Consider the following 17,709-nt stretch of genomic DNA (forward strand, 5'->3'; position numbering starts at 1 on the left):
CGGGGGAGCGGAGCTCAACGTTAGTCAGGGCCATGACGGCCGTCAATATTCTGCACAACATCAAGTGGTCGCCGGGCCGGGTTACGCTGGCGCTCGTGACGTCTTCCGCCGAGACCGGCTCCGGGCCCCGCCCGAAGTCCGTCATGCTCACGTTCCTGGGCATCCACCTGCTCGGCGGGGCGAGCGCGATCTACTCGGGCAGCGTGATCGACGTGTTCGGCCGCGTCGGCGTCTCGGAGGAGGCGGTCCGTTCGACGCTGACCCGGATGGCGGGCACCGGGTTGCTGACCCGGCACCGGCACGGGCGGAAGGTCTACTTCGGTCTCAGCGAGCGCCTCGCCGCGGTCCTCGAGGACGGCAGGCGGCGGATCTGGGAGACGGGCGCGGTCAACCGGGCCGAGGACGGCGCCTGGACCCTGGTCGGCTTCTCGCTGCCCGACACCCGCCGCGGCGACCGCCACGACCTGCGCCGCCAGCTGACCTGGGCGGGATTCGGCCTGCTGCAGAACGGGTTGTGGGTCGCTCCCGGCGTCCGCGACGTGACGGCCATCGTCGAGCAGCTCGGCGTGGACGGGCACGTCACGGTCTTCACGGCACACCCGGCCAGGCCGACGGAGGCGGCCGAGCTCGTCCGGAAGGCGTTCGACACGGCGACGATCGCCTCGCGCTACCACGACTTCCTGGAGAAGTGGGACGGCGGGAAGCCGTCGTTCCCGGACGACCTGACGCGTCGGCTGGTGCTGCACTCGGATTGGCTGCACGTCGTCCGCCGCGACCCGCACCTGCCGGCCGGGCACCTGCCCGGGGACTGGCCCGCGATCGAGGCCGAGACGTTGTTCCGCAAGCTGGACGCGGATTTCCGGGAAGGTGCGGACCGGCTGGCGGCCGAAACGCTCGAACTGCTGCCGATCGCGGCTCACCCCGCCGGATAGCCGTCCATTGTGGTCCGTTTCCGGAGCACGAAGGCGGTGACGCGGTTCATGGTCCGGAAATTGTCGAGGTCGAGGTCTTCGGTCGCGACTTCGATGCCGAAGCGGCGTTCGACGTGCGTGACCAGTTTCAGGGCCAGCAGCGAATTCACCAGGCCGAGCGCGAAGTAGTCTTCGTCGGGGCCGGGAGTGTTCCCGGCGGTGGCGGTGGTGAAGAACCGGGTCAGTTCGGCCAGGATGTCGTCGGCGTTCACCGGCTGGCGGCTCGTCACGCGCCCTCCCTCGAGCGATGCCCCTCGTCCGAAGCTAACACGGTCTCAGGTGCGTGGACGGCGCCGAACGGCGTAATTGCTTTTGTTGTCCTCATTGGACGATCAATTTCCGTGCTAATCGGCGGCAATTATGGACCGTGACGGCCGATCCCTCGATCGGCGGCTTGCCGACCGCAGGAAGCCGCTGGAAGTATCCGGAGTTCGTCACCGCCGGGATTTCCGGCATCGTGCACGGGGAATTCTGGGGATGACTGGACCATCGGAGAGCGTGGGCGATCTGCTGACCCACCAGGCTGCGCGCACGCCGGCGGAAACCGCGCTGGTGTGCGGCCGGACCCGGCTGGGGTACGCGGAACTGGCGGCCCGCAGCGACGAAGTGGCTCGGCGTTTGGCGTCGTGCGGCGCGGGGCTGGAGACCCGCGTCGGGCTCCTGCTGGAGCGCGGGGCCGAGATGGTGGTGGCGCTGTTCGGAGTGCTGAAGGCGGGGGCGGCGTACGTGCCGCTGGACCCGGCGCACCCGCCGCGGCACCGGGCGGCGCTGGTGGCGGACGCCGGGGTCACGCTGGTGCTGACCCGGCCGGATCTGGCCGGGGAGTTGCCGAGCCGGTGCGTGCCGGTGTTCCTGGAGGGCGACTGCTCGGCTGGTTCCCCGCCGCGGATCCGGCCGGAGAATCTCGCTTACGTCCTCTACACGTCCGGCTCCACCGGCCGCCCGCGCGGCGTCCTCGGCACCCACGGCGGCCTCCTCGCCCTGTTCGCCGCGCACCGCGACGGCCTTTTCGCAACCGCCGGCGAGCGGCTGCGGGTGGCGCACACCGCGGCGCTGTCGTTCGACGCCTCGTGGGTGCCGCTGCTGTGGATGCTGGCCGGGCACGAACTGCACGTCCTGGACCGGCTGGACCCGCGGGAGACGGTCGCGGCGCTGGCGGCCGCGCGGATCGACGTGCTCGACGTGACCCCGTCCCACCTCCGGATGCTCATCCTCGCCGGCCTGCTGGACGGCCCCGCGCGGCCACGCCTCGTCATCGCCGGGGGCGAGCCCGTGGATCCGGACCTCGGGGCCGAGCTGCGCGCCGCCGGGGTCGTGGTGTGGAACGCGTACGGAACCACGGAGACCACAGTGGACAGTCTGCTGTGCGACACCGTGCCGGAGGACCGAGCGGTGCTCGGCCGCCCCATCGCGGGAACCCGCGCCGAGGTACGGGACACCGCACTGCGCCCGGCCCGGGAGGGCGAGCTCTGCTTGGCCGGAGCCGGGTTGGCAAGGGGCTACCTCGGCCGCCCGGGCGCCACGGCGGCGGCGTTCATCGCGGACCCGGCCGGACCACCGGGGACGCGGATGTACCGCACCGGCGACCAGGTCCGCCACCGCGAAGACGGCCTGCTGGACTACCTCGGCCGCACCGACGACCAGGTGAAGATCCGCGGCATCCGGACGGACCCGGCGGAAACGGAGGCGGCCCTGCTGACCCACCCGGACCTGGCGGCAGCGGCGGTGGTGGCTCGCCGCACCGGCCGGGATGACCGGTTGGTCGCCTATGTCGTGCGGAGGACGGCTTCGGAGACCGGCGGGGCGGGTGCCGCCGTGGGAACCGAGGCGGAGGGCGGGCCGAAGTCCGGCGCAGGGCCTGCGCCCCAGGGCGGGCCGGAGCTCGGGGCGGAAACCAACACGGGAACCGAGCCGAATTCCGGCACCGACTTGCGCGCCTACCTCCGCAGCCGCCTGCCCGAGCACCTCATCCCCGCCCGGTTCGTCGAACTCGCCACCCTCCCCCTGACCGCCAACGGCAAGCTCGACCGCCGTGCCCTGCCGGACCCCGGCCACCCCCACGGCACCTCCCCGCGCAGCCCCGCCGAAGCGCTCGTCGCCGAGGTCTGGCGGGACTCGCTCGGCCTGGACCACATCAGCACCGATGACGACTTCGTCGAGCTCGGCGGCGATTCCATCCTCGCCATGCGAGTCGCCGGTACGCTCAACCGGCGCCTCGGGACCGCCCTGGCCGCCCAAGCCGTCTTCGCACACCGGACCGTTGCCGGGCTTGCCGCGGCCCTGCCCGCCGCGCACTCCGGGCACGCGCCCGCCCGTGCCACGCCCGGCGCCGCCCTTCCCCTCTCCTCCGGGCAGCAACGGCTCTGGTTCCTCGACCAGCTCGCCCCGGGCAGCGCCGAATACCACACCAGCGCCGGATTCCGCCTGCGCGGCCCCCTCTCCGTCGACGCACTGGCCAGGGCCCTCACCGCGCTGGCCGAGCGGCACGAGTCGCTGCGGACGACCTTCCCCACCGTCGGCGGGCGGGGGGTCCAGGTCGTCGGGCCGCCGCCGGACATCCGGCCGGACGTCCGCGCCGCCGACGGTGTCGAACGCGAGGTGCACCGGCCCTTCGACCTCGCCCGCGGCCCGCTCTTCCGCGCCACCGTCTTCCGCCTCGGGGAAGACGACCACCTGCTCGTCCTGGTCCTGCACCACATCATCACCGACGGCTGGTCGATGGGCGTGCTCGCCCACGAGCTCGGCCTGCTCTACTCGGACCCCGGCGCCGAGCTGCCCCCGCTGCCGTTGCGCTACACCGACTTCGCCGCCTGGCAACGCGAGCGGCTCGCCGGTCCGGAGCTCGACGACCGGATCGCCTACTGGGAACGGCAGCTCGCCGGGGTCCCGGCACTGGAGCTGCCCACCGACCGCCCGCGGCCCGCCGTGCGCGGGACAGCGGGCGCAACGCACCGCTTCACCGTTCCCCCGGCCGTGACCACCCGGCTCGCCGAACTCGGCCGGCAGCGCGGCGCCACGCTGTTCATGACCCTCATCGCCGCCGCGCAGGTCCTCTTCGCGCGCTACACCGGCCAGCGCGACATCGCGCTCGGCACCGTCACGGCCGGGCGGTCCTGGGACGAGCTCGCCGGGCTCGTCGGCTTCTTCGTCAACACCGTCGTGATCCGCTCCCGGCTCGACGACGACCCGTCCTTCGCCGACTTCCTCACCGGCGTCCGCTCGACCGTGCTCGACGCGATGGCCCACGACGACGTCCCCTTCGGCCGCCTGGTCGAGCTGCTCGCCCCGGACCGCGACGCGAGCCGGTCGCCGCTGGTCAGCGCCATGGTCGTGCTGCAGAACGCGCCCTCGGCGCTGCCGGAGCTCGCCGGGCTGGCCGTCGAGGAGGCCGACCTGCCCCGGCACTCGGCCCAGTTCGACCTCACCCTGGAGTTCGAGCCGCGGGACGGCGGCCTCCGCACCACCATCGAATACAGCACCGACCTCTTCGACGCCGACACCATCCGGCGGCTGGCCGAAAACCTGCGCACCCTCCTCACCGGCATCGCCGACGACCCGGGCCGGCGGCTGTCCCGGCTGCCGTTCCCGGCGCCCGCGCAACGACGGGAACTCCTGGCCGTCGGCCGCAATCCGGTGGAGGGGCCCGGCCGGACCGTCCTCGACGTCTTCGCCGAGCGCGTCCGCGAACGCCCGGACGCCCTCGCCGTGACCGGCGCCGGCACCGCGGTGACCTACCGGGAGCTGGACCGCAGGGCGAACCGGCTCGCCCACGCCCTGATCGCCCGCGGCGCCGGCCCGGACGTCCGGATCGGCCTGTGCGTGCCGCGGGGGATCGACGCGGTCGTCGGCATGCTCGCGATCCTGAAGGCCGGCGGCGCCTACGTCCCGCTCGACCCGCGCTACCCGGACGAGCGGTTGGCGTTGCTGCTGACCGATTCCGGCGCCAAGACGGTCGTCACGACCCGCGCGGCACGCGATCGGGTCCCCCGCGGGACGCAGGTGCTGCTCTCGGACGACGGAAGCGGGCCCGGCGACGCCCCGCCGCGCCGGGCCCGGCCGGAGAACCTGGCCTGTGTGCTCTACACCTCCGGGTCGTCGGGCCGGCCCAAGGGCGTGCTGATCGAGAACCGCTCGGTGACCCGGTTGTGCGCCGACGCATCCGCCCGGCTGGGGCCCGACGACGTCGCGACGCAGTACGCGCCGCTGTCCTTCGACGCTTCGACCCTGGAAATCTGGGGTGCGCTGCTGTCCGGGGCGCGGCTGGCGATCGATCCGGAAGACGTGCCGTCGGTCGAGGCCCTCGGCGCCTTCGTCCGCGCCGAGGGCGTCACCGCGCTGTGGCTGACCGCGGGGATGTTCCACGAGGTGGCGGCGGCCGATCCCGGCGTGTTCGCGGGTCTGCGCCGGCTCGTGTCCGGCGGCGACGTCCTGTCGCCGCGGCAGTGCGCGGCGGTCCTGCGCCGGTGCCCGGACCTCGAACTCGTCAACGGCTACGGGCCGACCGAGGGCACCACGTTCACCGCCTGCCACCGCGTCCGCGACGGCGACGGCGGGCGGCCGGTGCCGATCGGGCGGCCGATCACCGGGACGCGCTGCCTGGTGCTGGACAGCCACCTCGCGCCGGTGCCGGCCGGCGTGCCCGGCGAGCTGTACGTCGGCGGGAGCGGCCTGGCCCGCGGCTACCTCGACCGGCCCGGCCTGACCGCCGACCGGTTCGTGGCCGACCCCTTCGGCGACGGCACCCGGCTGTACCGCACCGGCGACGTCGTGCGCTGGCGCGCCGGCGAGGAGTGGGTCCTCGACTTCCTCGGCCGGTCCGACGACCAGGTCAAGATCCGCGGCTTCCGGATCGAGGTGGGCGAGGTCGAGGCGGCGCTGCGGCGGCACCCGGACGTCGCCGAGGCCGTCGTGGTGGCGCGCGAGGACACCCCCGGCCACAAGCGGCTGGCCGGGTACGTCGTGCCCCGCCGCCCGGTCGAGCCCGGCGCCGTGCGGGACTTCCTGGGGAAGAGCCTGCCGGGCCACCTCGTCCCCGGCGCGCTGGTGCTGCTCGACCGGTTCCCGCTGACACCGCAGGGCAAAGTCGACCGCCGGGCGCTGCCGGCGCCGCGGCCGCGAGCCGCCGGAGTCCGCACGGCGCCGCGCAGCCCGGCCGAGGAGCTGCTGACGCGCGTGTGGGCCGAGGTCCTCGGGGTCGAGCACGTCGGCACGCGGGACAACTTCTTCGAACTGGGCGGCGATTCGATCCTCGGCATCCAGGTCGTGGCGCGCGCCCGCCAGCTCGGGCTGCGGCTGAGCGCCAAGGACGTCTTCCTCCGGCAGACCCCGGCCGAGCTGGCCGCGGCGGGGGTGTGGGAGGCACCCGCGGCGCGCGAGGCACCCCGGCCGTCCGGCCCGGTGCCGCTGTCGCCGATCCAGCACTGGTTCTTCGAGACGATCACCGAGCACCCCGGGCACTTCACCCAATGGGTGTCGGCCGAGCTCGCCGCGGACGTCGACCAGGCGGCACTGCGGACCGCGGTCGCGGCGCTCGTCGACCACCACGACGCGCTCCGGCTGCGCTTCCGCCGGGCCGGCCGCGAGTGGCGGCAGGAGTACACGGAACCGTTCACCGCCTTCCGCGCCGGTCCGGTGTCCACCATGGATTTCTTCGAGCTGGACGGCGGCCCGTTGTTCACCGCGGTCCTGGACGGCTCACGGCTGCTGCTGGCCGCCCACCACCTGGTCGTCGACGGCGTCTCGTGGCGGATCCTCCTGGCGGACCTGCGCACCGCGTACGCCGCGGCGCGCGCCGGGCGGCCGGTGGAGCTGCCGCCGCGGACCACGTCGTTCGGCGACTGGTCCCGCCGGCTGGCCGGGCACGTGGCGGCGGGCGGGTTCGCCGCCGGGTTCTGGCGCCGGACGGCGCCGGGCGCCGGGCCGGACGGCGACCCGCGGCCGCCTCGCGCGGTGACGGTCCGGCTCGCCGCGGACGAGACGGCGGCGTTGCTGCGCGACACGTTCACCGCCTACCGCACCCGGATCGACGACGTGCTGGTGAGCGCGCTCGGCCGGGTCCTGGGCGGCTGGCTGGGGCGGGCGGCGGTACTGCTGGAGCTGGAGGGACACGGCCGCGAGGACGTCTTCGAGGAGGTCGACCTGTCCCGGACGGTGGGCTGGTTCACGACGCTGTACCCGTGCCCGGTGGAGGTACCCCGGGACGGTGGGTGGGGTGCGGTGCTGAAGGCGGTGAAGGAGTGTTTGCGCGCGGTCCCGGACCGGGGGCTGGGGTATGGGGCGTTGCGGTACCTGGGGGAGGAGGAGCTGCCGAAATCCCGCCCGGTGGCGGCGGTCAACTACCTGGGCCGCTTCGACGCCGAGCCGGAGTCCGGTGCGTTGTTCCGTGGCGCTCCCTCGGCCATCGGGCTGAGCCGGGCGCCGCACGTCACCGGCACCTCGCGCCTCGATGTCACCGCGGCCGTCACCGCGGGCGGCGAACTCGAATTCGAGTGGACCTACTCCCCGGGCGCGCACGACGCCGGCACCGTCACCCGCCTGGCCGGCGAGACGCTGACCGCGCTGCGGGAGATCGCCGCCCACTGCGCCGAGCCGGGCGCCGGCGGCCGCACGCCGTCCGACTTCCCGCTCACCGCGGCGAGCCAGGCCGAACTCGACCGGGTCCTCGGCGACGGCCGGCACGTCGAGGACGTCTACCCGCTCACCCCGATGCAGGCCGGGATGTTGTTCCACAGCCTGTCCGAACCCGGCACCTACCTCGAACAGGTCTGCTTCACGCTGACCGGCGTCGACGACCTGGGGGCCCTGGAAGGCGCCTGGCGGCGGGCGGTCGACGAGATCCCCGCGCTGCGGACGGCGATCCGCTGGACCGGCGTCCGCGAGCCGGTGCAGGTCGTGCACCGGGCCGTCACCCTGCCGGTGACCGTGCACGACGGGCGCTCGTACGACGAAGCCGAACTGCTCGCCGCCGACCGGGAAGCCGGGCTGGACCCCGCCGTGGCGCCGCTGATGCGGGTCACCCTGGTCCGGCTGGACGACACCCGGGTCCGGACACTGTGGACGTTCCACCACGTGATCCTCGACGGCTGGAGCGTCTTCGAGGTCCTCACCGACGTCCTCGCGCACCTGTCCGGGCTGCCCGCCGAACGCCGCCGCCCGTTCGCCGACCACCTCGCCTGGCTGGCCCGCCAGGACCCGGCGGTCGCCGAAACCCACTGGCGCAAGGCCCTTTCCGGGCTCACCCCCACCCGGTTGCCGTACGACCGCCCGCCGGGCCGTGCCCACCGCGCCCGCTCGACGTCCACAGTGGAACGCTCACTGTCCGCAGTGGACTCCGGCCGGGTGGCCGCGTTCGCGCGGCGGCACCGGTTGACGGTCAACGCCGTCGTCCAGGGCTCGTGGGCGCGGCTGCTGGCCCGGCACGGCGGCGATCCGGACGTCTGCTTCGGCGCGGTGGTGTCCGGCCGCCCGCCCGAACTGCCCGGCGTGGACCGGATGGTGGGGATGTTCGTCAACACGGTCCCGGTCCGGGTGACGGTCGCGGAAGACGGGCCGGGCTGGTTCCGGCGGTTGCAGGCCGACCAGGCCGAGGCCCGCCGTTTCGGGCACGTGTCATTGGCGGCGCTGCGCCGCTGGAGCGGGCTGCCGGCCCGGACAGGGCTGTTCGACAGCATCGTGGTCTTCGAGAACTACCCGTTCGACCGCGAAGCTTTGGCCGAGCGCGGCCTGCACGTGGCGGAGATGACGGCGGTCGAGATCACCAACTATCCCTTGGTGCTGATCGCCCACGGCAGCGCGCGCGACGACGAGCCGCTGAGTCTGAGGCTGGGATATGACCCGGCGCTGTTCGACCGGGGGCCGGCGGAGGCCTTGGTGGGGGAGCTCGTGGAGCTGCTGCGCGAGTTGACGGGGCCGGGGGAGCGCTCGCCCGCCGGCCAACGCGTGCCAAGCAGCGCCGCCGCGTTGCCGCGCGAGCGCCCGGCCGTCGCACCCCCCGCGGGCGAGCCGCCCTACCTCGCGCCACGCACCGCCACCGAGCGGGCCCTCAGCCGGATCTGGGCCGAGGTCCTCTCCGTCGACCAGGTCGGCGTCGATGACGACTTCTTCGCCCTCGGCGGTGACTCGCTGCTGTGCCTGCGGGTCACCGCCCGGCTGCGGGCCGACTTCGGTGCCGCGCTGGCGCCGCGGGCGTTGTTCGACAACCCCACCGTCGGCGCTCTCGCCCTGATGCTGGAGCACCCCACGCTCGAAGCGCTGGGCCGGGCCGTGGACCGCGGCCTGAACCCGCCGCGGGACTACGAACTCTAGGAGGCCGGAACCGGTGCGCACCGACGACGTGGCGATCATCGGGGTGTCCGCCCTGCTCCCGGGCGCCCACGGGCCGGCGGCCGTCCACGACCTGCTCGCCGAAGGGCGCGACGTCACCGGCCAGCCGGCCGAGGAACGGTTGCGGGAGAACGGCTTCGCGCCCGGCCCCGGCTACCTGCCGATGGGCTACCTCGACCGGATCGACCGCTTCGACCACCGCTTCTTCGGCGTGCCACCGGCCGAAGCCGCCTGGATGGACCCGCACCAGCGGCTGATCCTGCAACTCGCCCACGAAGCCCTCGAGAACGCCTGCTACGCGCCCCAAGCCCTGCGCGGCTCACGCACCGCCGTCGTGCTCGGCAGCTCGCGCAGCGACTACGAAGACCTCTTCGACGAGGAGGACCCGCAGCAGATTCTCGGCATCCTGGCGGCTTCGCTCGCCGCGCGGATCAGTTACCGCCACGACTTCACCGGGCCCGCGCTCGTCCTCGACACCGCCTGCAGCGGCAGCCTGGTCGCCGTCGCCCACGCCGTCGCCCTGCTGCGCAGCGGGGCCGCCGACCTGGCGCTGGCCGGCGGCATCAGCGTGCGGCCGGTGCCGATCCGCGAGGCCGGGCACGTCCCGGTCCGCGGGGTCGAATCGCCCGAGGGCCGGTGCCGTCCGTTCGACGAGAAGGCCACCGGCGCGGTCGGCGGCGAAGGCGGCGGGATCGTCGTGCTCAAGCCGCTGGCCGCCGCGCTCGCCGACGGCGATCACGTGCACGCCGTCCTGAAGGGCATCGCCGTCAACCACAACGGCTACCGGATGGCCAGCATGAGCGCGCCGAGCCGGGCGGCCCAGACCGAGGTGATCACCGCGGCCTGGCGGGACGCCGGCGTCGACCCGGCCACCGTCGGGTACGTCGAGTGCCACGGCTCGGCCACCCCGCTCGGCGACGTCGTCGAGGTCGAGGCCCTGCGCCAGGCGTTCCTCGACGCCGGGGTGACCACCCCGTCCTGCGCGATCGGCTCGATCAAGGGCAACATCGGGCACCTCGACAACGCCGCCGGGGTCGCCGGGCTGGTCAAGGTGCTGCTCAGCGTGCGGCGCGGCGTCCGGTACCCGACCGCGCACTTCGAGACCCCCAACCCGCTGCTCGACTTCGACGGCCCGGTGCAGGTCAACCCCGCGTTCGGCCCCTGGGAGGGCGCCACACCGCGGCGCGCGGGCCTGAGCTCGTTCGGGCTCACCGGGACCAACGTGCACGCCGTGGTCGAGCAGCCCCCGGAGGCTCCGAAGCCCGCGGCCCCGGACGGGACCGAACACCTGGTGACGGTCTCGGCGAAGACGGCGTCCGCACTCGCCCGCTACCGCGCCGAACTTGCGGACTTCGCCGAATCGAGCGGGCACGATGTCCTCGCCGTCGGCCACGCGATGAACCGCGGCCGCGACGACCACCCCGTCCGGATCGCCGTGGTCGCCGACGAACCCGACGCGCTCGCCACGGCCCTCAGGTCGGCCGCCGTCCCGGACACGCCCGCCGCGGACGACCCACCCGTGGTGCTGCTGTTCTCCGGCGACGGCGGGGTCGAACCCGAGCTCTGGGCGGACCTCTGCGCGGCGTGGCCGGTCCTCGGCGACGACCCGCTGCCCGGCGAACCGGCCCCCCGGTTGGTCGCCGTCCACCACGCGCTGCACCGGCTGGCCCGGTCGCTGGGTCTGCCCGACACCCACCTCGTCGGGTCCGGCGCGGGCAACCTGTCGGTGCGGATCGCGCGCGGCGAACTGTCCATCGAGGACGGCTTGGCCGCCGCGGCGGGCCGGGCCGTCGGCTCGGCGCTCGACTCGGGCCGGCTGGCCGAGGCGGTGCGCGGGTTCGTCCGGGACGGCGCGGTGCTGGTCGAGCTCGGCACCGGCGGCGTGCTCTCGCGGACGATGCGCCGGCTGGCACCCGAGCTCGGCTGCGTCGAACTGATCGCCGGGCCCGGGCGGCGAGCGGTGCTGCGGCAGGTGGCCACGCTCTACCGGCTGGGCGTCCGGCTCGACTGGGACCGCCACTACGCCGGGACGGTCGTGCCGCGGATCGAAGCGCCGGCCTACCCGCTGGAAGGCGTCCGCTGCTGGTGCCGCCCGGCAGGCTCGCCGTCCGTCGAAACCCCGGTGGCCGAGCCGGTCGCCGTGGTGTCCGATGTGGACACCGAGCGCCGGGTCGCCGAAGTCTGGGCGCGGGCACTGGGGGAGGACGAACTCGACCGCGAGTCGGACTACTTCGCCCTCGGCGGGACGTCGATCGCGGCGATCACCGCGCTGCGCACCATGGAGCGCGACTTCGGCATCGAGCTGACGTTCGCCGACCTGTACGGCCACCCGACCGTGCGGGCCTTCGCCGCCCGCATCGAGGCCGTACGGGCCGAGCGGCGCCCGTCCGACGACGTCCCCGCCATCGCCGTGCTGCCGCGCGGCGGCTCCCTGCCGCTGTCGTTCGGCCAGGAACAGCTGTGGTTCCTCGACCGGCTCAACCCCGGCAGCGCGCTCTACAACATCCCGCACGACCTCCGGCTGTCCGGCCCCCTGGACGAAGCCGCGCTCGCCGGGGCCGTGCAGGACCTCCTCGACCGCCACGAAATCCTGCGCACCTGCATCCCCGACGACGACGGCGTGCCGTGCACCCGCCTCGCCGAACCCGGTCCCCGGCTCGTCGTGCACGACCTGAGCACGCTGCCCGAAGCCGAGCGCACCGCGGCGGCGCACCGGCTGGCCGGCGAGGAGGCCGTCTGTCCGTTCGACCTGGCCACCGGCCCGCTGGTCCGGGTCACCCTGGTGCGCCTGGCCGAGGCCGACCACGTCCTGATCTGGACCTACCACCACATCGTCTTCGACGGCTGGTCGCCGACGATCTTCTTCCGCGACTTCACCGAGCTGTATCAGGCCCGGCTGGCCGGGCGGGCGCCCGCGCTGCCGGAGCTGCCCTTCCAGTTCGCCGATTTCGCGGCCTGGCAACGCCGGCGCCTGTCGGGGGAGACCCTCGAGCGCGGCCTGCGGTTCTGGCGCGCCGAGCTGGCCGGCCTGCCTGCCGCGCAGCTGCCGCTGGACCGGCCCCGCCCGATCGCCCAGTCCTTCGACGGCGACCTCGTCGAGTTCACCATCGCCGAACCGGCCGCCGAGGCCGCCCGCCGGTTCAGCCGCGAACACGGCGTGACGACGTTCGTCACCATGCTGGCGCTGGTCGACGCGCTGCTGCACCGCTGGGCCGGCTTCACCGACGTCGTCGTCGGCGTGGCCACCTCCGGCCGGACGCACCCGGCGACGCACGACCTCATGGGGTACTTCAACAACCTGCCGCCGTTCCGCACCCGGGTCGAGGGCGCGCTGTCGTTCACCGACCTGGTCCGGCGCTGTGCGGACACCGTCGCCCACGTCCTGGACCACGAGGAAATCCCGCTGGAGAAGATCGTCTCGGCGGTGTGCGGGCCGCGCGAACCCGGCCGCCAGCCGCTGTTCGACGTCGCCTACACCTACCAGAACGTCCCGCAGGACACCGCCGAACTGGGCGGGCTGGAGTGCTCGCGCTTCTCCGACGCCGGCACCGTCGCCGGGATCGCGCCGGGCACCGCGAAGTTCGACCTCACCGTCGGCGTCATCGACCAGCAGGACGGGCCGATGGACGGCTACTTCGAGTACGCGACCGCCCTCTTCGACCGCGGGACGGCCGACGCGCTCGCCCGCCTCCTGCCCGGCCTGCTCGACGCCGTGCTGCGCGAACCCGGCCGCCCCCTGGCCGCCCTCCCGGCCGTCGACGGCGAGCCGGTCCCCGCCCCCACCCACCGGGAGCCCGCCATGACCACACCATCCCTTGTGGACAGTGACACCGCCGCCCACGCCGAGCGGGTCCTCGCCGCGATCTGCGCGGACCTGCTGACCGGCGGCGGCCCGGTCGGCCCGAAGGACAACTTCTTCGACCTCGGCGGCGATTCGGTCCTCGGCGTCCGGGTGGCCGCGCGGGCGGCCAAGGACGGCGTCCACTTCACCCCGCAGCAGCTGTTGCAGTGTCGCACGCTCGGCGAACTGGCCCGGGCCGCGGTCGTCGACGGTCCCGCCGTCGCCACGCCCGCGGAAGTGCCGGTTTCCGAGCCGCCGCGCGCGATCCCGCCGACCCCGATCATGCTCAGCTTCCTGGACCGGATGCCGGACGACGTCGGCGACTTCGTCGACGTCCACACCGTGGAAACCACCCCCGAGATCGGCGGTGCGGCGATCCGGACGGCGATCGGGCACCTCCTCGCCCTGCACGAACCGCTGCGGTACCGGCTGCGGCGCAACGCGCTGGGCGCCCGGCTCGAAGTCGCGGACCTCACCGCGGCGGACGTGTTCGACACCAAGGTGCTCCCGCCGCTGACCGCCGACGAGGAACTCGCGATCGTCGCGGACGACTGCCTGGCCCTGAAGGCGGAGATGGATCCGGCGCGCGGGCCGCTGTTCCGCGTCCGCCACTACGACCGCGGCCGTGCCCGCGGTGGCTTGCTCGTCCTGCTGGTCAACCACTTCGTCTTCGACAACATGTCCACTGTGGTCGTCCTCGACGACCTCGACGTGCTGCTCGCGGACCTCGCGGCCGGCCGCGCGCCCGCCCTCACGCCCCGGCCGCCGCGGTGGCGCGAATGGGCCGAGCACCTGCGGGCGATGGCGGCCTCCGACGAGCTCTCGGCGGAGCTGACCTACTGGACGGCGACCCTGCGGGCGGGCGCGGCGGCCGGCGCGATCGGCGGCGCGCCCGGCGACGGCATCACCGCCCGGACCCTCGACGACCCGGCGGTGGCGACCCTGCTGTCGGCCGGCGGCGCCGAGGGCCGGGAAGCGGCGCTGTGCGCGGTGTCCTGCGGCCTGGCCCGGTGGCAGGACGCGCCGAGCGCGTTCGTGATGACCGAGGGGGAGGCCACGCCGAACCCGTTCCGGCTGGCCGGGCGCGGCCCGTCGGTGGGCTGGTTCACCACGCTGCACCCGCTGGTGCTGCCGGTCGGGCCGGGCACCACGGCCCGGGACTGCCTGCCGGAGATCGCCGACCGCGCGCGGTCGGTGCCGAACGACGGCGTCGGCTACGGGATGCTGCGCCACCTCTCGCCGGACTCGCCCGGGACCGCCCGGTTGCGGGCCCTGCCCGAGCCGGAGGTCCTGGTGCTGCACGGGCCGAGCGACACCTCCGCGTTCGACTCCGGCGTCCGCCTGCTGCGGACCCGCTGGGACCTGTCGGTGAACCTCAAACGCGCGGTCGCGTCCTGGTTCCCGCTGGTCGTCACCAGCGCGGTGCGGGACGGCGCACTGCGGCTGGCCGTGGCGGGCGGCGTCGGCCAGGAGCGCCTGGACGCGCTGGCCGACGAAATCCTGGGCGCCTTCACCGAACTGCCGTGATCGCGCTCGCCGCCTCGGCCTGGTACCTGCCGGAGACTTTTCTGCCGGTCGCCGAGCTGCCCTCGCTGTCCGACGCCGAACGCGCGACCTGCACCGCGCTCGGCATCGACCGGGTCCCCGCCGACGACACGCTGACCGCGGCCGATCTCGCCGCCCGGGCGGGGGAGCGGGCGCTGGCCACCGCGGGCCTCGACGCGAACGACGTCGACGTCGTCCTGACGGTGGAGCCGCGGGCCCCGCAGACGCTGGTCAGCTCGGAAGCGACCCGGCTGCAGGCGATGCTGGGCGCGGACCGGGCGATGGCGTTTTCCGTCGGTGGCCTCGGGTGTGCGTCACTCACCCCGGCGTTGCTCGCCGCGGACGGGCTGCTGCGCGCCGATCCGGGGCTGGGGAACGTGCTCGTCCTGCACGGCAGCAAGCCCGCGACGCCGGGGCGCTACCGCCACCCCGTCACGGTCAACGGCGACAGCGGTGGCGCGCTTCTGTTGCGGCGTGAGGGAGAACTCCGGATCCGGGATGTCCTCTTGGAGACGAACGGGGCTTACGCGGACCTGTTCCGCGTCGAGTACCGCGACGAGGAGTTCGCGCGCTGGCGGGAGGAGTGCACCGACCCGGCGGTCTATTCGTTCCGGCTGGCCGTGGAGACCCGCAACCGGCTGCGGGCGCTGGTCACCCGCCTGCTCGGCCGCAACGGCCTGAGTCCCGCCGACGTCCCGTGCTACCTCGCGCAGAACCTGTCCACGGCGGCGTTCCGGAACTGGTCGGAGGCGATCGGCGTCCCGATCGCGAAGGCGTGCTTCGACAACCTGGCCCGCTTCGGCCACCTCGGGCCCAACGACGTCTTCTTCAACCTCTCCAGCGCCCGGGAAACCGGGGAATTCGGCGGGCGCGCGGTGCTGCTCAACATCAGCCCGGCCGCGGCGTGGAGCGCGCTCTTGGTGACGACCGACGACACGACGTCGCACGAGCTGTGAGGCCCGGGGCGGGCGGCAGCCGCCCGCCCCGGGGTTCACCGGATCAGCGCTTGCAGGGGTTGCCGGCCGGGTGCGCGGCGGTGCCGTGCACGTCGGCCTGGGACTCCGCGAGCACGATCTTCGCCAGCGGGGTCTCCAGCGCGACGGCCTGCTGCTTCACGACGCCGTTCGCGATGGTCTGGCCGTTCAGCTTCAGCGAGCCGATGACCAGCGCGATGGTCAGCGGCGCCGAGCCCACCGTGACCGAGACGCCGTTGATCTTCAGCGACGCGATGTTCGAGCTGCCGGTCAGCACCGGGGCGAGCCCGCCCGGGGCCGGCTGGCAGGTCGCCGCCGCCTGGGACTGGATCACGCCCAGCTCGATGGTCAGCCCGACCGTGCTGATCACCGTCTTGTCGATCTTGGCCGACGCCTGCGCGTGGTCACCGGCCGCCGGAGCCGCCGACTGGTTGTCGGGGGCCAGGTCGGTCGACGAGGTCAGCGCGTGCGTCTGCACCTTGATCAGGCCGGCGTTGAGCGTCGCGTCGAGGACGGTCTTGCTGTCGTCGGCGCAGGGCAGGTTCGCCGGGTTCGCCACGGCCGCGGTGATGCCGATGACGTTCGCGGCGGTGCCGGTGCAGGAGAAGACGCCGTCCCGGTCGTCGTCGACGATCGTGCCGACGCCGGTCGGGTCCACCAGCCCGGCGCCCGAGGGCGCGGACAGGGTGACGGTGAACGTCTCGTCCGGCTCGTCGACGGTGTCCGGGTTGACCAGGACGGTCACCGGCTTGGTCGTCTCGCCGGGCGCGAAGGTCACGTCACCGCTCGCCGCCTGGTAGTCCGCGGGAGCGGTCGCCGTGCCGTTCGCGGTGGCGTAGTGCACCGACACCGGGTTCGGGCCGGCGCCGCCGAGCAGCGACACGGTGAAGGTGGCCGGCACCGGCGCGCCGCCGGAGCCCTCGTTCACCGTGACGTCGTTGATGCTCAGGCCGAGCACCCGCACGGTCGTCGTCTCGACGTACCCGCGGGACACGCCGTCGACCTGGTAGTCGACCGTGCAGTGGTAGGTGCCGGGCGCGGCGTCCGCCTTGGCGGCGACGGTCTCGGTGAACGTCGCGACGTCCCCACTGGGCACCTTGACGCTCGCCGGGGCATTGGTGAGCGTCAGCTGCGGGTCGCAGCTGGTGACCTTCGGGGCGACCGTGACCTCGATGGACTTGATGCCGTCGAGGATGGCCTGCGACACCTGGTCCGACGGCACGTTGTTCAGCAGCACGCCGCCGGTGGCCGTGGCGATGGCGCTCGCCTGGCCGTCGGCGTCCAGCGCGCCGACGTTGACCGCGACGACCCGGATCTTCGCCGCCTTGAGCGCGTCGATGGTCTGGGCGAGGGTGTGCCCGCCGCTGGGATCGTGCGACGGCGCGTCGCCGAACCAGGCGATGATGCGGGTGCCGTCCGGGCGGAAGGTGACCGCGCCGCTGGCCAGTTCGAAGAGCGCGTTGAGGTCGGCTTCGGGCAGGTCGCCACCGCCACTGGCCGACCACTGGTCGATGCCGGCCTGCACGGCGGCGGTGTCGGCGGTGATGCCCTGGTTGACCTTGAAGGGCACGGAGTCGGTGAAGTCCTTGTACTCGGCGACGCCGAACTGGGCGGTCGGCTGCGCGGCGAGCACGTCCCCGGTGATGGCACCGGCGTTCGTGCGGACGTTGGCGATGGCGCCGGCCATGCTGCCGGTCGTGTCGGCGAGCAGCACGAGGTCGGGGTTCGGGGGGACGGCGGAGGTGGTGACGTGCTTGGTGACGGTGGTGCTCTGCCCGGCGGAGAGCGTGAGATCGACGGTGGCCGGATCGACACCCGGCGGCGCCGCGGCCGCGACGGCGGCCGGGGTGAGCAACGCACTGACCGTGGTCAGCGCGACGAACAAGGATCTCCGCGACATGACTTCCCTTCCGAAGGCCGGATTACTGCGGGTTGCCTCGGGAAGACGGAAAGCGCGGATTTTCGTTAGCAGGCAGGGAGAGCGTCACTCGGAGCGCCGCATGTCAAGGCGCTCAACGGGGCATGGGGGCGGCCCCGGGCTACGGAAACCATGGTT

The 17,709-nt window shown here is 73.9% G+C and carries 7 protein-coding genes; 5 read left to right on the plus strand and 2 right to left on the minus strand.

Annotation, left to right across the window (positions count from 1 at the left end; genetic code table 11):
* Nucleotides 1-95 precede the first annotated feature (95 nt).
* Nucleotides 96-932: a PaaX family transcriptional regulator gene (locus tag ACWEF6_RS04475; RefSeq protein WP_449681622.1), complete on the plus strand. Its 837-nt coding sequence runs from the start codon at nucleotides 96-98 to the stop codon at nucleotides 930-932.
* Here the strand turns inward: ACWEF6_RS04475 and ACWEF6_RS04480 are convergent.
* The gene (locus tag ACWEF6_RS04480) at nucleotides 917-1,201 is read right to left on the minus strand and encodes an acyl carrier protein (RefSeq protein WP_449681623.1); all 285 of its coding nucleotides are present in this window, start codon (nucleotides 1,199-1,201) and stop codon (nucleotides 917-919) included. The genes ACWEF6_RS04475 and ACWEF6_RS04480 overlap by 16 nt on opposite strands.
* 53 nt (nucleotides 1,202-1,254) lie before the next feature.
* Here ACWEF6_RS04480 and ACWEF6_RS04485 point away from each other — a divergent pair, with 53 nt between their 5' ends.
* The 4 genes from ACWEF6_RS04485 to ACWEF6_RS04500 are packed head-to-tail and all read left to right on the plus strand — an operon-like array spanning nucleotide 1,255 to nucleotide 15,635.
* Nucleotides 1,255-1,452: a hypothetical protein gene (locus ACWEF6_RS04485; protein ID WP_449681624.1), complete on the plus strand. Its 198-nt coding sequence runs from the start codon at nucleotides 1,255-1,257 to the stop codon at nucleotides 1,450-1,452.
* A gap of 17 nt (nucleotides 1,453-1,469) precedes the next feature.
* The gene (locus tag ACWEF6_RS04490) at nucleotides 1,470-9,275 is read left to right on the plus strand and encodes an amino acid adenylation domain-containing protein (protein WP_449681625.1); all 7,806 of its coding nucleotides are present in this window, start codon (nucleotides 1,470-1,472) and stop codon (nucleotides 9,273-9,275) included.
* 13 nt (nucleotides 9,276-9,288) lie between these two features.
* Nucleotides 9,289-14,661: a condensation domain-containing protein gene (locus ACWEF6_RS04495; RefSeq protein WP_449681626.1), complete on the plus strand. Its 5,373-nt coding sequence runs from the start codon at nucleotides 9,289-9,291 to the stop codon at nucleotides 14,659-14,661.
* Nucleotides 14,658-15,635 (plus strand): 3-oxoacyl-ACP synthase, encoded by a 978-nt coding sequence (locus ACWEF6_RS04500; protein ID WP_449681627.1) that lies wholly within the window; start codon nucleotides 14,658-14,660, stop codon nucleotides 15,633-15,635. The genes ACWEF6_RS04495 and ACWEF6_RS04500 overlap by 4 nt, the downstream gene beginning before the upstream one ends.
* 43 nt (nucleotides 15,636-15,678) lie before the next feature.
* Here the strand turns inward: ACWEF6_RS04500 and ACWEF6_RS04505 are convergent, their stop codons facing one another.
* Nucleotides 15,679-17,553: a Calx-beta domain-containing protein gene (locus tag ACWEF6_RS04505; protein ID WP_449681628.1), complete on the minus strand. Its 1,875-nt coding sequence runs from the start codon at nucleotides 17,551-17,553 to the stop codon at nucleotides 15,679-15,681.
* Nucleotides 17,554-17,709 lie beyond the last annotated feature (156 nt).

It is taken from the genome of Amycolatopsis sp. NPDC004772, from assembly GCF_053601215.1.